Raw genomic sequence first — 14,506 nt, forward strand, 5'->3', positions numbered from 1 at the left:
CGCTACTACCGTTGACCGGCTCCCGAAAAGTGTTCGGGGGACCCCAGTGAGCCTTGCTTCGCTCGGCTCAAGCCCCCTCTCACATCTTTTCGGGAACCGGCCACAACAGCAGCTACGGTCATCATGCGAAGTCCGCCCTTAGCGCTGCGCCTGCCCTTCCTGGTAGTCATCATCATTTTGGTTCCACGAGAACATGGCACGTAGTTCGCGCCCTACTTTCTCGATGGGATGGGCTTCTTCTGCTGCACGCATCTGTTTAAACTCCTGAGCTCCGTTATCTTGATCATTGATGAAACGTTTGGCGAAAGAACCATCGCGAATATCGGACAAAATGCCGCGCATTGCCTCGCGAGTTTGTTCGGTAATCACTCGCGGACCAGATACATAGTCGCCATATTCGGCGGTATCCGAACAGGACCAACGTTGCTTGGTGATTCCGCCTTCGTTGATCAGATCCACGATCTGTTTCATCTCGTGGCAAACCTCGAAGTAGGCGATCTCCGGTTGATACCCCGCCTCGGTCAAGGTCTCAAAACCGGCCTGGATCAGGTGAGATACCCCGCCACAGAGCACTGCCTGTTCCCCGAAAAGATCGGTTTCGGTTTCCTCGGTAAAAGTAGTCTTGATTACGCCCGCGCGAGTAGCCCCCAGAGCTTTCGCATAGGCCTTGGTGACCTGCCAAGCGTTACCCGATTCATCCTGTTCCACCGCGATAACCGCCGGGGTACCGTAGCCAGCCTCATAGGAGGCACGTACCTTGTGACCGGGGCCTTTCGGCGCCACCATACACACGTCATGGCCGACGCCTGGTTGAATGTAACCAAAACGGATATTGAAACCGTGGGCGAAGAAAATCGCGGCATCCGGTTTCAGATTAGGGGCAATTTTTTCGGCATAAACCATCCGCTGTACCTGATCGGGGGCCAGCACCATTACAATGTCGCCCTCCGCGGTAGCCTGCTCAATCGATTTAACCTCTAGACCCTGCTCTTTAGCTTTAGCTACCGAGGACGAGCCTTCCCGCAGCCCTACAACTACCTCTACCCCGCTATCGCGCAGGTTTAGAGCATGAGCGTGACCTTGCGAGCCGTAACCGATAATGGCAACTTTCTTACCCGCAAGTGCGGCCATATCTGCGTCAGTGTCGTAAAAGATTTCAGCCATTGTTACTTCTCCTTTAGTTGATCTGTGATTGAACGCGGGCCACGGCCAATGGCGACCGCCCCCGATTGCACGATTTCGTTGATACCGTAAGGCGCTAACGTCTCCATCAGTGCCTCCAGTTTGGATTGCACCCCGGCAGCTTGGATAACCAGAGATTCGCGGTTAACATCTACTACCGAAGCGCGGAACAGATCCACGATCTGTAGCACCTGGGAACGATTTTGCGCATTCGCCTGCACTTTAAACAGCACAAATTTGCGGGTGACCGCGTCCTGGGGGTGGAGCTCTACCACTTTCAGCACGTTTATCAGTTTATTTAACTGTTTAGTTACCTGTTCAAAAGGTAAATCTTCCGCATCTACCTGTACGGTTATCCGAGAAATCGAAGGTTCTTCGGTTTCTCCGACGGCTAGGGAATGAATGTTGAAAGCCCGCCGAGTGAACAGGGCAGCTACCCGCGCGAGGACGCCGGGCTGGTTTTGCACCAAGATGGAAAGGGTGTGGCGATTATCCATCACGATCACTCCTCATTTTCCCAGACTGGACCCTGCCCGCCTGCATAGATAACATTGCTATTTGATTCCCCGGCTGGCACCATCGGCCAGACTTGAGAATCGGTAGAGACTCGAAAATCAATCACCACCGGGCGATCATTAGTTTCCATGGCCTGCGCGATTACCTGGTCGACCTGTTCTTTAGTGCGTGCCCGCAACCCTAGCGCTCCATAGGCTTCCGCCAGTTTCACGAAGTCCGGGATATCTTTACCGCCTTCACCGTCTTGCAGTAGGGTGCCCGAAAAGCGCGAGTTAAAGAACAATTCTTGCCACTGATGCACCATCCCCAGCACCGAGTTGTTAATAATCGCCACTTTGATCGGCAGATTCTCTAAGGTCGCGACCGCGAGCTCTTGATTGGTCATCTGGAAACAACCATCCCCATCAATCGCCCAGACTTGCACCCCGGGGTTAGCTACTTGCGCCCCGAGCGCCTCGGGAATCGCTACCCCCATAGTGCCTAAGCCGGCGGAAGTGAGGAAGCCCCGCGGGTTTTCGTGCGGCAAAAATTGCTGCGACCACATTTGATGTTGCCCCACGCCGGTGCAATAAATAGCGTCCTTACCCACCATTTCCCCGATCCGTTTGACCACATATTGGGCGGGGAGGAGACCGTCATCTGGTTCATCATAGGCAAGCGGGTAACGCTCACAGATGTAATCCAAATGGTGTTTCCAACCGGAAATGTCCCGCGGGTTACGCTGCATTTCCTCTTTAACTTTCGGCAGTAGTCCCTGTAGGGTCTGCCGCAGATCTCCCACGATCGGTATGTCCGCTACCCGATTTTTCGAGATTTCGGCGGGGTCAATATCAGCGTGAATCACTTTGGCGTCAGGGGCGAAAGCATCCAGACGGCCAGTTACCCGGTCATCGAAACGTGTCCCTAGCGCCACCATCACGTCTGCGCGTTGCAAGGCAGTCACTGCCGGCACCGAACCGTGCATTCCTGGCATCCCTAAGCAATGGGGATCCGAGGACGGGAACGCTCCCTGCGCGGTCAAGGTAAGTACCACTGGGAAATCGGTAACTTCCACCAGTTCCTTTAGCTCTGCCGTGGCCTCGGCAGCCAGCGCGCCTCCGCCTACATAGAGCACGGGCCTTTCTGCCTGCGCCATCAGTTTCGCAGCGGCTTTTATTTGCTTGGCGTGCGGTTTGCTCGGAACTTTGTAGCCAGGCAAATCCACTGTCACTGGCCAAGAAAAATCAAGTTCGCCAACTTGGGCATTTTTGGCGATATCCACCAACACCGGTCCTTTACGTCCGGTAGAGGCCAGATGGAAGGCTTTAGCTAGGGTTGCGGGGATTTCTGCCGGCTCAGTTACCAAAAAATTATGTTTGGTAATCGGCATCGATACCCCCACCACGTCAGATTCTTGGAATGCGTCAGTGCCGATTGCGCTGGCAGCTACCTGCCCCGAAATCGCCACCAACGGCACTGAATCCATGTGGGCATCCGCCAAAGCGGTCATCAGGTTAGTTGCCCCTGGCCCAGAAGTTACGATTACTACTCCGGTTTTCCCGCTCGACAGCGCGTAACCTTCGGCCGCATGTCCCGCGGCTTGTTCGTGACGCACTATGATCTGGTTGATCGGCGAGTCATAGAGCGCATCGAAAACCGGCATAATTGCCCCGCCTGGTAAACCAAACACATCGGTCACTCCCAGGCGTTCCAGGGTAGCGACCACTGCGCGAGCTCCACTCATCCTTTTGGGAGGAGGAGCCGCGCCCGGTGATTGCTCCTTGTTGCTCATCGTTATCCCCGTTCTGGTAGATTTTTCCTCGATTTTTCTAAACAAAAAAGCCCTAGGCGCTGTTACCTAGGGCTTGCTACGTCTGGAAACGATTTTTAGACGCGTCTAGCCCTCCCCGGTACCAGCTGTACTAGGGCGACTAGGCTAATAATTCGTTTCGTCATAACAAGCTAAACCCTACGCAGTGTGGTCTCCGCGAGTGGCGTCGTCTCACTTTTTGATACGCGAAGCTACGGACCCTTACTGGGAAAGCATTAAGTTTCGCCGTAATGGTGACACATTCCTCGCTATTTCCACCTAGTAAATGGACTTTGGTCTGACGGTCCTGAGAGAGACTGTGACAAGATAGATATCGTTGTATGGCTTTACAAGGAGGCACCGTGCAGACAGTCTTCCAATACCTGGCAGAGCAACCGGTACTGGTACTTTTCGGGTTAATCGGTATCGGGATGTACCTGGGACATTTTCGGATTAAAGGAATCGGATTGGGGGCGGCTGCCGTCCTCTTCCTAGCGATCGGCATCTCCGCCTGGGGTACTTCTGTAGGCGTAGAAGATATGGCTGCGAGCATCCCGCACACATTCGGCAAATTGGGGCTTGCCCTCTTTGCCTTCGCCATTGGGATAAACTCTGGAAACTCTTTCTTTGCTTCCCTTAAGAAATCTTTGGGGATTATGGCCGCTACCTTCGCAGTCCTGGCTGGAGGCGGCGTAGTAGCTTACCTGCTAGGCAAGATTGCGGGTATGGACGCGGCCACTATCGGCGGGACTTTCGCCGGCGCCATTACTAACACCCCGGCACTAGCAGCGGCAGGAGCAGCTTCTGGTGACGAGAAGGCAGCGACCGTTGCCTATTCGATTACTTACCTCTTTGGGGTTTTCGGGATGCTGATTGTGGCCACCTTGGCACTGAACTACGGCAAGAACGATAAAGACCGGCCGGTTGCTTTGGTTTCCCGCACCGTGCGGATCGAGCGCGATGACCGTCCCTCGGTGCGCGATATTCGGGCCCATGTTGATGGAAACGTCCGTTTCTCCCGACTTCGGGAAACTGAGGACGGACCCATTGTGCGTCCCACTCCCGACACTAGACTTGGTAAAGGCTTCTTAGCTACCGTAGTCGGCCCCCAAAACCTAGTAGTAGAGGTGATCTCCGAGCTAGGACACGACTCTTCCATTTCTCTTTCCGCCGATCGTACCGATTGGGACTACCGCCGGATCACCATTTCTGACCCGAAGCTATCCGGGCGCACCCTGGGCGAGCTTGGACTGGAGGAACGCTACCAGGCAACGGTTTCTCGGGTTCGTCGTGGCGATACTGATATGTTGGGTCGGCCCGAACTGGTTCTACAGCTCGGAGACCGCGTGCGGGTAGTGGCCCCTACAAAAAATCTGAAAGAACTTTCGAAATATTTCGGAGACTCCACCACTGGTCTTACCTCGATCAACCCGGTGGCTCTGGGTATTGGCATGGTTCTCGGTCTGTTGATCGGCGAGTTCCCCATCCTTACTCCCACTGGGGAGTACTTCTCTATTGGTTCAGCCGCAGGAACCCTGCTGGTAGGACTAATCTTCGGCAAGGTTGGCCGCATCGGTCCGTTCCCCACTACTTTGCCTTACACCGCCTGCCAGGTTCTCGCAGAACTGGGGCTATTAATCTTCTTAGCCCAAGCAGGATATAACGCTGGCGGTCAGATAGAGAAAGCATTTACCTCCGGGGCATGGCTCGGGATTTTATTGGTGGGTATGGCAGTCACCCTCACCGTAGGCTTCGGCTTGTACTTCGTAATGCGCTACGGATTCAAGATGGGTGGTACTCGCCTGTCCGGCCTGTTGGCAGGCGCGCAAACTCAGCCGGCCGTCCTCGCCTATGCGAATAACCGCACCAACTTTGATGCTCGGGTAGCGTTGGGATATTCCCTGGTTTACCCCTTAGCTATGGTAGGGAAGATTCTAATCGCCCAAATCCTGGGTGGCCTGTAAATCTATAGTTAAATTTACAAAAATAAATATTTTTTAAACACGGCGTCAGCTTTTAACTAGCTGACGCTGTGTAATCTAAATCGCGCCTAACGCACCTCCTTCGTCCCGGATTAGCGAGGCAGGGAGGGTGATAATTGTTTTATGCATAGAACACCTTCCGCAGATAAAGACGGCACCAATAAAGACCAGTCCACGCCCGCTAGCACTGCTTCTGGGGCCACCGCCCCTAAAGGCGAGATTCTGAACCCGCACGGCAGTGAGCATGATCAGCTACGTCTCTTGCGGGACAGACTGGCTGCCCAATCCGGGGTAGTAACCCATCTGGGACGCACGCTGTTAGCAGCGGGTGCTAGTGCTTACCTTGTTAAGTTTTCCATGGCGAGGCTCGCCAATGCCGTGGGGATCGAAGCCCAGCACTCCCAGGTAACTTTTTCAGAGATCGTAACCTCGGTTTATGCGCATGGAACTTTCCGGACTGAGTCTCATGAGCAACGCGCATTCGGGACTAATGCCGCTCGTCTAGATGATTTACGCTTGTTTGTGCGCTCTTTAAAACCGGGATTGCTAGTGGAAGATGCCCAGCAGCGTATCGACGAAATTATTCATCGTAAGCCCCCTTATCCTGCCGTTATCAACTGTCTAGCCTCCGGGGTTGCTTGCGCCGGCTTTTGTTTTCTAAACCGGGGCGGACTCGTAGAATGCTCCGTGGTGGCGATTGCGGCTCTTTGTGGACAGATATTGCGCCGCGCGATGCTAAAGCGTCACGCCAACCATTTTGGGGTGTGGATGCTTTGCGGTCTACTTGCCTCCCTAATCTACATGGGGATTAGTCAGGCATTGTTGCTGTCCGGGCTGCTTTCGGTCGGTCACCCGCAGGGAATTATTTCCGCAGTATTGTTCCTGGTTCCCGGTTTCCCCCTGGTAACCGCAATATTAGACCTGGTAAGGATGGATTTCCTGGCCGGAATTTCCCGCATGACCTACGTTCTAATGCTGGTTATCTCAGCCGGGATTTCGGTGTGGATGGTTGCCACTATATTTCAGTGGCATATTGATCCGCCCGCAGCTTTCCCGGTCGCCGGAATAGCTCTTTACCTACTGCAATTTATCTGTTCGATGGTGGCTTCCTTCGGTTTCGCCGTGCTATTTTCCATCCGCCCCCACGTGGCGATCTGCGCTGCCCTAGTTGCCGGATTCGCTAACGTAGGACGACTGTTCCTAGTGGCACAGGGGATGTTACCGCAAGCAGCGGTGGGTCTGGCAGCTTTAACTATTGGGATCGTGGCACACTTTATTTCTCGCCTCAGCGGTTTCCGGTTCTCCCGTACTTCACTTACCGTGCCTGCAGTGGTCATCATGATTCCGGGAGTGCCTCTCTATGCCGCGATTACCCACCTTTCCAATGGTGATATTCCCCAAGCCAGCGCTGCTTTAGTGCAAGTTTTCTTTGTGATTTTGTCTATCGGGGTGGGTCTGGCGATTTCCCGCATGCTCACTGATCCTGACTGGCGGATTGACCGTGATACCGCGCAACCCCAGATGTTGGAGAAAACCGGGTGGAATGACGGCAATCGCCGTTTCCAGATGCGTTAACTAAAAGTTAGAGGGGGGACGCCGACGATTGTCGGCGTCCCCCCTCCACATTTTCGAGATTTACCACTTGTCCCAAGGTTCTAGGCCACGAGTTATAGGGAAAATACCAACCGCACGGGGTAGCTGGTATTCATTAATGGCAATAATCGGCTACGGTGGCGATTATTTTTCCCGGGGAGTCGCGGTGGCATCCAGACGAATAACCCCGTATGTCCAGCCACGACGATGATAAACCGCGCACGGTTGCATGGTTTCAGAATCGATAAACACGAAGAACGGATGTCCTACCAGTTCCATTTGGTAAAGAGCCTCGCTTACCGTCATCACTGATGCTTCGTGCAGTTTCTGCCGCACCACCACTGGGGAATCCCCTAATTGGCTTTCATCAGGCACCCCGATTTGTCTTTCCCGCGCAATATCGGGGGAAAACTCATCATCTTTCGGGGTGACCGCCTTAGCCGCATCTCGCAAATTGAGTTCCTCAATCTTTAAAGGTTCTTCGTGACGGTGAGGATCCCGGTGACGGCGATGATCCTTGGCCCGATCACGGGCGCGACGCAGACGTTCATAGAGCTTGCCACAAGCAATATCTACTGAGGCATAACGGTCAGAAGAACTGGCCTCGGCGCGAATAATCGGTCCCTTACCGAAAACTGTCAGTTCCACTTTTTCGGAGGTGTCTGCTTGCCGCTGATTTGGTTCGTGAGTAAGTTCCACGTTTACCCGCTGTACCCGCGGATAAAATTGTTCAACCTTAGCGACTTTTTCCTCGGCGTATTGGCGGAAATTGGGGTGGATTTCAGCGTTACGTGCTTCAACGATAATTTCCATTGGTGTCCTCCAGGGCACGGTATGGGGATCAAAGATCCCGAATCGATGCGAACCGGATCATTCCGGTCGCGGTGATTGCAGCTACCACCCCCTTTCGCCCATCTTTGGGCTTTTCAAGTACCAGAATTTTACCTCATTACCCAGCATGATTAAGCGGTTTTGAGGTTGCCTTCTGCTACGCTAAACGAGAACACCGCTTTCACCTGTGCTTGTTCCCCATTTATCACCCGAACTGCTTCCCGGATGGTTGCTCCGGTGGTAATCACGTCATCAACTAGCAACACTTCCTCACTAAAATCTAAATCCGCTTTCGTTGCTAACCGCATGCTACCGGCTCGCCCGCGCAGCCGCTCTTCAAAGCTGCGCCCTGCCTGTTTCTTACTTCCCGGTTTTAGCTCTAACAAACCCGATAGCCTTACTGGTACGCCTTCCGCTTCTAAAGCGGAGGTAATGCCGGCGGCCAGCCTGCCAGCAGTAGATGAGATCGCAGTTTTGCCAAAATGGAAAGTGGAAGGCGCGGGACACACAATGACCGGACGCGGAAAGCTAGCAGCGATACTCTTTCCTGCCGTAGCTCCAAAAAAGAAGGGTAACTCCTGGTAGTACGGGGCTTGCGAATGTTTCATCGCCAGCACCACTTTGCGAGCCGACCCCTGGTAGACGCTGAGCGTCCAAATTTTAACTATGCCGGCATCTATAGGGATTGCGGCACTCACACTATGGGGAGGGCGCAAAAATATCCCTCTACACCGATCACACAGCAAAGTATCCAGCTGGCCGCAGCCGGGGCAGCTTTCCGGAAATATTAGGGTAGAAAAACCCCGAAACGTCTTAGCCACCTGCGCGCCAAGGCTGGTGGAAATCTTAGGAGTATTGCCGGAAAGAAGGTGCTCACCCATGGTTATAGCTTGCTGCCATCGTCAACGGCGGTAGCTGCACTAAATAATTTTGTCAGGAAAACTCCTAACGATTTAACTTGGGGATCAAAGCTCCCCAAGCGTCACCGAGGTGAAAACACCGGCAATCAGAAAAGACCGCAGGTGAAGGTTATCTGGTGCCTGCAAATGTGGGATAGGAAACGCCATTTTCGAGCACTCGCCACGACTGTTGAATATGCCCTAGCCGCGCTCCCCGATCGTTAACTACTTGCACATCCCCATTGGGAGGATTAGGCACCAGATATTGCGACTTTGGCGCTGCCTCGAAGGAATCATCGTAAGAGTTAATCGCTAAAACCTGTATTTTCGGGGTGGCTCCTGGCTGTAAAATCGCCACCTTACCCGAATCTATCCAAGCCGCCGAAGTTACCTCGGACAGGATGTCGGTACCAAGGTTGCCCAGCACGATCTGGGTGGGGGTACCATCTTCCCCCCGGAGCACAGTTACCATTTTGCCTTGAAAACTGTAGCCCACCTGCCATACGACTAGGCCGCGCACCCCCGGAGAACTAAGCGCAAAAAACGGAATTTTCCATTTTTCGCCCTCGGGAATTTTCACTCGCACTACCTGGAAATTACTATTTACTGCCACCAGGTCTCCTGGTTTGAAAGCATCTCCGGTCCACGCCCAACCCCAAGGGTCAACTTGCGGAACTCGCAGATTCTCGCCCCGGTAAAGAACCTGAGGGGCTTTTCCCCGTTGCAAACGCACCAGTTCCGTCCCACCGCGAATCGCCACCTGGAAATCAGTACCAACCGGGCCGGGAGTAGGCCAAGAGATCTCCCCCGCCAGGTCTTGAGCGGCCGTAAATACCCCATTGCGGGTATCGGATTCCTCAATTACCTCACCATTCTTCACCCCCAGCATCATCTGCTTCTTCACTGGAGCTGGCTGTTCGCTAGGATCCGGTAGCACTTTCCCGTTCTGCGAAACTGTAACTTCATCAATCCCAGCAACATTCAACAAAGTGGCTCGCAGCTGCTGATATAACCGCGTCATTTCCATTTCGGAACGCAATCGTAAAGTGTCGGGCAGTTGCACCATCGCTTTGCGCCCTTGCACCGTAACCAAGTTAGAAGGAATCTTCGTAATCGGCTCATGGACACTAACCGCACCTTCAAGATCACCGGTAGGGGCAGAGAACAGTGCTGTTAGCAAATATTGGACAATATTCTTGCGCGGTACCCACCGCGGATCAGGAATTAAAAAGCGATGATCACTAGACCAGTAGTAGACGTTACGCTGCGAATAAGCATTTTTGAAGGCCGTGTTGGTTAGCACCACTCCATCAGGCAAAGAATTAATCCGCCACTGGCCATCTTCCTTCGCCAGCTCGTATTTAATGGTTTCCTCTTCCCGGAAACTTTGTCGCATTCCCACTTGATTTACCCGCAATACCGGTTGTCCGCTGCCGGTAGCTGCCTTTGAATCATCAGTAAAAGTTAGTTTTAACTCTGTCTTCGGCTTAAGTACCGTTACTTGGCTTTGCGGATGCCAGCTACGACGAGTACCAGAGGTTAAGAACTGTCTAGCTATCCCATAGTCATCGTAAGTACCTGCTGCGCAGGCCTGCTGGAAATCTGCGAGTAGTTTCTCGGGACTAGAGCCATCAATTGGGCCACTAGCCAACTGGGCAAGCGGGTTACGAGAATCCGAATCTACCTGGCCTTCGTGAACCGGTCCGGAATCAGGCAGGGAAGCGCAAGCTGCCACACTAAAAACCAGAAAAGCGGACACTATCCCCAGGCAAAATCGCTTTCTAACCCCATTTTTCTCATGTCTCAAGGTTTGCGAGGGCGCGCTCAGCTTTCCCAAGGAGGCCAGCGGATCTTTTCGCCGCGTCCACAGCAGTCTCCTTACCCGATGCTGGCGCCTATAAGTTAACCAGTTCATCGGGTTTCCCCCTTTACGCCTTTGCTGGTTTGGGCAGCCTCGTCGGCTTCCAGATTCTTAATCCGCTCTTGAATATCAATCACCGTGTCTGACGCTGGCATATGGGGCAACGGCTGAGCGACAGTAGACTCCTTCATATCTGCAGGCAGCTGTGCCGGCATCTGCGGGAGGCTGTCTGCCGCACTTACCGGGATTTCTTGCTGCTCGGTTTCGCCACCTTCTAGATGTCGCACTTCCAAAGAAGTATCCTCTAAATCTTCCGACAACAAAATATCCTCAGGATGGGTGGCTGCCCACTGGGAACGGGCAGTAATCAAATCCTGGTTTTCGACCTGCTCGGGCAGATCTGCAATTTCTTCTCCCTGCTGCCGGGGCAATAGCAGAGTAAAAGCCGACCCCTGCTGAGGGCAGGACAAAACCGTAAGTAAACCGGAGTGCAACGCCGCGTCCTCAGCAGAAATCGCCAGCCCCAGACCGGTACCGCCGGTGGTACGTTTACGGGAAGGATCCGCGCGGTAAAAACGATCGAAAACATGTTGCGCAACCGCGTCAGTCATTCCCGGACCGTGATCACGTACCTGCAAAGCTACCGCGGTTTGCGAGCCGGCCACCGTAATCTGTACCGGTTTTCCTTCCGCAAACTCGATCGCGTTCACCAGTAAGTTTTGGGTAATTCGGGTAACGCGGGTTTCATCTATCTGCGCCACGGTGTCGCCGAAGGTGCTTAGACGTACCTCTACCCCCAAACTCTCGGCCAACGCCCGGTTAGATTCCAAAACCCCGGCTGCTAGAGAAGCCAGGCTGACCTCGGATAAAGAAAGTTGCGCTACTGAAGCATCAATTCGGGAAATCTCAATCAGGTCCGCGAGCATCTTGTCAAAACGGTCAACTTGGCGATGCAGAATCGTAACTGAGCGGGCATTGGTTTCCGACAACTGGTCACGCTCGTCATAGATCAAGTCAGCCGCCATCCGGATAGTGGCCAGCGGGGTGCGCAACTCATGGGAAACATCTGATACAAACCGCTGCTGCAAAGTTGAAAGTTCTTCGTAGTCACTGATCTGTTCGCGCAGATAACTAGCCATATCGTTTAACGCTTGGGATAACTGTGCTAACTCATCACTGCCGCGTACCGGCAGCTGGATTTGCAGATTGCCGGCCGAGACTTTGCGCGCAGCCTTCGCCGCTCGTCGCGCAGGCGCCATAGTCGAATAAGAAACCGCCGCCATCAGTACCGTTAGTACCGCTAGTAGCACCACGGTTCCGAAAATAAGCACCTGGTTCACCATATAAATGGTTTGCTGTTCATAGGCTAAGGAATAAACCATATAAACTTCATAGCTACCCACCAAGGGTAAAAACACCCGCGAGCCTACAACAATCCCCGGAGTTTTCTCCGCTTGCGAGTTTTTCAAAGATACGGATTGCCAGTGGACTCCCCCTTTTTGCTCCACCGCTCTGCGTAACTGTGGAGTAATTAAGCTGCGCTGTTCGGGGTCAATAATCTCGTTGATAGCTAGGGGACGAGTCTCATTTGGATCCCGCAGCAGCATCGCCCCCACCCCACCGGCACCCGCCGAGGCATCTCGCTGATCCGACATTAAAGTATAGGCCGCATCTTGTACGCCACTGACCGAATCAGTCACTGTGGCGTCAAAAGCAGCTTGCAAACTTTCTGTGCGCAAGGATGCATCTTGTAGCACAATATTTAAACGTTTTTGAAAAATCCCATTAGACACATGCGAGGTTACGGAGACAATCAAGATCACCATCATCATCGCAGTAGCTAATGCCATTAGTGCGGTTAGCCGCGCGGAAATCGAAGACAGAAAAAAGCGGACTGGCGGCCAGTTCGCAACTTGGTTTCCCAGGCGGCGAAAAGCCGATCGCCATTTCTTGTCCCGCAGCAATCCCCAAAAACTGCTGGGCGCTTCTATCCGCGCTGCTGACTGGGCTGGGGGTTCGCTGCTCATATCCCCTTAGTTGCCCCCAGCGCGATAGCCAACTCCCCGCACCGTGCGCACAATCTTGGGATGTTCGGGGTCTTCCTCGATTTTGGCACGGAGCCTTTGCACATGCACATTAACCAAACGAGTATCGGTATTAGCGTGGCGATATCCCCAGATTTCTTCTAACAATTCTTCTCGGCTAAAAGCCTTCCAAGGGGAGCGCGCCAAGGTCAGCAGCAAGTCAAACTCTAACGGGGTGAGGTCGATACGTTCACTGCCACGGAAAACTTCGTGAGCAGCCACGTTAATATGGAGATCTCCCAGATCTACGTCCTCGTCCTGTCCCTCGCTGGTGCGTCCCCGCAGCCGCGCTTTAATCCTGGCTACTAGCTCTTTAGGTTTGAAAGGTTTGGGGATATAGTCATCTGCTCCGGCTTCTAACCCCGCCACCACATCGGCAGTATCTGATTTAGCAGTCAGCATGATAATCGGCAGATCGGATACGGCGCGAATCTGTCGGCAGATTTCGACTCCGTCTTTGCCAGGCAACATTACGTCCAGTAACACTAAATCTGGTTGGCTTTCCTGAAAAATATTGAAAGCCTCGTCACCGTGATGACAGAAGACTGACTTATAACCCTCGGTTGACATTACAATGCCCACCATCTCTGCGAGTGCCTCATCGTCATCTACTACCAAAATTTTCACGGTCATGAATTCCATTCTGCCACGCCGCTGCTATTTTTGCCGCTATTGCCCACCTATGAATCCTTTTATTGCGGGCGAGGAGAAAAACTGGCTAAACCTATTCGCTGGCCGGATCCGGCAATCCTCCCGGTAGGAGGCGTAAATGCCCGCGGCGCTTCTCTGGTACTCGCCGACGCCCGGCAGAAAGTCCCTGTTTAACGCCGGCATCATACTCGTGCCCCACGTGTACGCTACCTCCACTGGTGGCTTCGGGGCTCAGCCGCCCATCCCAGTTCTTATTTACTTTCGCGGTGGGAAGATGCCGCCGCTTGGAAGCTTCCCGCACCACATTTGCTAAGGCCTCTAAATCGTCATCACTGGGCTCCGCGGGAGTAAATTCACTGGCTAGCCGGACTACTTGCCAGCCCCGGGGAGCGGTCAAAGTATTCGCGTGTTCGGCACAAAGATCGTAGGCGTGCGGTTCTGCCTGGGTAGCAAGGGGGCCGAGGACGACCGTGGAATCCTTATATACATAGGTTAAAGTAGCGGCTGCTACCTGATTGCAGCCGTTTTTAGAACAAGATCTAGTTACCCGCACAATTGCACGTTAGCGGCGCGGGAAATAAAACCCAAGTCTAACTCGCGGTAAGGTGCGTTCTCGTGAGGGGTTTGACACGAAACCGGCGAGATCGCCACGGACGCGGGGCACGCGGAGTAACTTTCTTGCCGATGATCCCCGCCTGGAAAACACGGCGAGAAAATTTTGATCAACTGGTGGTGGATTTGGCTACCCAAGCTGCCCGCAAACATGAGGTAGTTAATCGTATCGAATTTGGGGTGGAAGATATTCCTCCCTCAGATCCGGCAGACTGGGAATCTCCACACGCGGTCTTAGGACGGTTATTTCCCGCAGATAAAAGCGGGAAGCTAGCTACTCGAATTGTGGTGTATCGCTTGCCCATTCAGTGGCGCTGTCGCAGCGCGGAGGAAATAGCACAAGCAGTTAAAGCGGTACTTGCAGAGCATCTCAGTACAGAAATCGGGTGTTTACCCGAAGAGGTTTTCCCCGGATATTTCTAGGCGATACGCAAGAAATCTTTAAGACATTCGCTTTGGCAATAACTTTGCCTGCGCCCTCACCCGATTATGATCCTTTGTGCTCC

Annotated in this window: 12 protein-coding genes; 3 read left to right on the forward strand and 9 right to left on the reverse strand. The window is 53.4% G+C overall.

Annotated elements, in window-relative coordinates; all coding sequences use genetic code 11:
- Positions 1–138 precede the first annotated feature (138 nt).
- Genes ilvC through F605_RS0102460 form a run of 3 tightly spaced genes read right to left on the reverse strand, consistent with a single transcriptional unit; the run spans position 139 to position 3,469 of the window.
- Positions 139–1,164 (reverse strand): ketol-acid reductoisomerase, encoded by a 1,026-nt coding sequence (ilvC, locus tag F605_RS0102450; protein WP_022864326.1) that lies wholly within the window; start codon positions 1,162–1,164, stop codon positions 139–141.
- A 2-nt stretch (positions 1,165–1,166) separates the two neighbouring features.
- Positions 1,167–1,679, reverse strand: a complete 513-nt coding sequence (ilvN, locus tag F605_RS0102455; RefSeq protein WP_022864327.1) for an acetolactate synthase small subunit — start codon at positions 1,677–1,679, stop codon at positions 1,167–1,169.
- Positions 1,680–1,684: 5 nt separating this feature from the next.
- A complete protein-coding gene (locus tag F605_RS0102460; RefSeq protein ID WP_022864328.1) occupies positions 1,685–3,469 on the reverse strand; it encodes an acetolactate synthase large subunit in 1,785 nt (594 codons plus the stop codon).
- 380 nt (positions 3,470–3,849) lie between these two features.
- Between F605_RS0102460 and F605_RS0102465 the strand changes: the two genes are divergently transcribed.
- Together F605_RS0102465 and F605_RS09420 are read left to right on the forward strand one after the other, a co-directional pair.
- Positions 3,850–5,451 carry an aspartate:alanine exchanger family transporter gene (locus F605_RS0102465; RefSeq protein WP_022864329.1) on the forward strand — a complete coding sequence of 534 codons (1,602 nt, stop codon included), beginning with the start codon at positions 3,850–3,852 and terminating at the stop codon, positions 5,449–5,451.
- A gap of 141 nt (positions 5,452–5,592) precedes the next feature.
- Positions 5,593–7,044, forward strand: coding sequence for a threonine/serine exporter family protein (locus tag F605_RS09420; protein ID WP_022864330.1), 1,452 nt, complete (start codon positions 5,593–5,595; stop codon positions 7,042–7,044).
- A 162-nt stretch (positions 7,045–7,206) separates the two neighbouring features.
- Here the strand turns inward: F605_RS09420 and hpf are convergent, their stop codons facing one another.
- From hpf to F605_RS11255, 6 genes are all read right to left on the reverse strand, one after another.
- Positions 7,207–7,875, reverse strand: a complete 669-nt coding sequence (hpf, locus tag F605_RS0102475; protein WP_022864331.1) for a ribosome hibernation-promoting factor, HPF/YfiA family — start codon at positions 7,873–7,875, stop codon at positions 7,207–7,209.
- 149 nt (positions 7,876–8,024) lie between these two features.
- The gene (locus F605_RS0102480; protein WP_022864332.1) at positions 8,025–8,774 is read right to left on the reverse strand and encodes a ComF family protein; all 750 of its coding nucleotides are present in this window, start codon (positions 8,772–8,774) and stop codon (positions 8,025–8,027) included.
- Between the two features lie 148 nt (positions 8,775–8,922).
- Positions 8,923–10,707 carry an LpqB family beta-propeller domain-containing protein gene (locus F605_RS0102485; protein WP_022864333.1) on the reverse strand — a complete coding sequence of 595 codons (1,785 nt, stop codon included), beginning with the start codon at positions 10,705–10,707 and terminating at the stop codon, positions 8,923–8,925.
- The gene (gene mtrB, locus F605_RS09425) at positions 10,704–12,680 is read right to left on the reverse strand and encodes an MtrAB system histidine kinase MtrB (protein WP_022864334.1); all 1,977 of its coding nucleotides are present in this window, start codon (positions 12,678–12,680) and stop codon (positions 10,704–10,706) included. The genes F605_RS0102485 and mtrB overlap by 4 nt, the downstream gene beginning before the upstream one ends.
- Before the next feature lie 6 nt (positions 12,681–12,686).
- Positions 12,687–13,370 (reverse strand): MtrAB system response regulator MtrA, encoded by a 684-nt coding sequence (mtrA, locus tag F605_RS0102495; protein ID WP_027723527.1) that lies wholly within the window; start codon positions 13,368–13,370, stop codon positions 12,687–12,689.
- 91 nt (positions 13,371–13,461) lie between these two features.
- Positions 13,462–13,941 carry a DUF3499 domain-containing protein gene (locus F605_RS11255; protein WP_022864336.1) on the reverse strand — a complete coding sequence of 160 codons (480 nt, stop codon included), beginning with the start codon at positions 13,939–13,941 and terminating at the stop codon, positions 13,462–13,464.
- Between the two features lie 62 nt (positions 13,942–14,003).
- Here F605_RS11255 and F605_RS0102505 point away from each other — a divergent pair, with 62 nt between their 5' ends.
- Positions 14,004–14,423 (forward strand): metallopeptidase family protein, encoded by a 420-nt coding sequence (locus F605_RS0102505; protein WP_022864337.1) that lies wholly within the window; start codon positions 14,004–14,006, stop codon positions 14,421–14,423.
- Positions 14,424–14,506: the final 83 nt, after the last annotated feature.

It is taken from the genome of Varibaculum cambriense DSM 15806, from assembly GCF_000420065.1.
Classification (GTDB): Bacteria; Actinomycetota; Actinomycetes; order Actinomycetales; family Actinomycetaceae; genus Varibaculum; species Varibaculum cambriense.

Excerpts from the sequence above, each read along its gene's own strand:
- ilvC (WP_022864326.1), bottom strand. The coding sequence starts at position 1,164 with ATGGCTGAAATCTTTTACGACACTGACGCAGATATGGCCGCACTTGCG.
- ilvN (WP_022864327.1), bottom strand. The coding sequence starts at position 1,679 with ATGGATAATCGCCACACCCTTTCCATCTTGGTGCAAAACCAGCCCGGC.
- F605_RS0102460 (WP_022864328.1), bottom strand. The coding sequence starts at position 3,469 with ATGAGCAACAAGGAGCAATCACCGGGCGCGGCTCCTCCTCCCAAAAGG.
- F605_RS09420 (WP_022864330.1), top strand. The coding sequence starts at position 5,593 with ATGCATAGAACACCTTCCGCAGATAAAGACGGCACCAATAAAGACCAG.
- hpf (WP_022864331.1), bottom strand. The coding sequence starts at position 7,875 with ATGGAAATTATCGTTGAAGCACGTAACGCTGAAATCCACCCCAATTTC.
- F605_RS0102480 (WP_022864332.1), bottom strand. The coding sequence starts at position 8,774 with ATGGGTGAGCACCTTCTTTCCGGCAATACTCCTAAGATTTCCACCAGC.
- F605_RS0102485 (WP_022864333.1), bottom strand. The coding sequence starts at position 10,707 with ATGAACTGGTTAACTTATAGGCGCCAGCATCGGGTAAGGAGACTGCTG.
- mtrB (WP_022864334.1), bottom strand. The coding sequence starts at position 12,680 with ATGAGCAGCGAACCCCCAGCCCAGTCAGCAGCGCGGATAGAAGCGCCC.
- mtrA (WP_027723527.1), bottom strand. The coding sequence starts at position 13,370 with ATGACCGTGAAAATTTTGGTAGTAGATGACGATGAGGCACTCGCAGAG.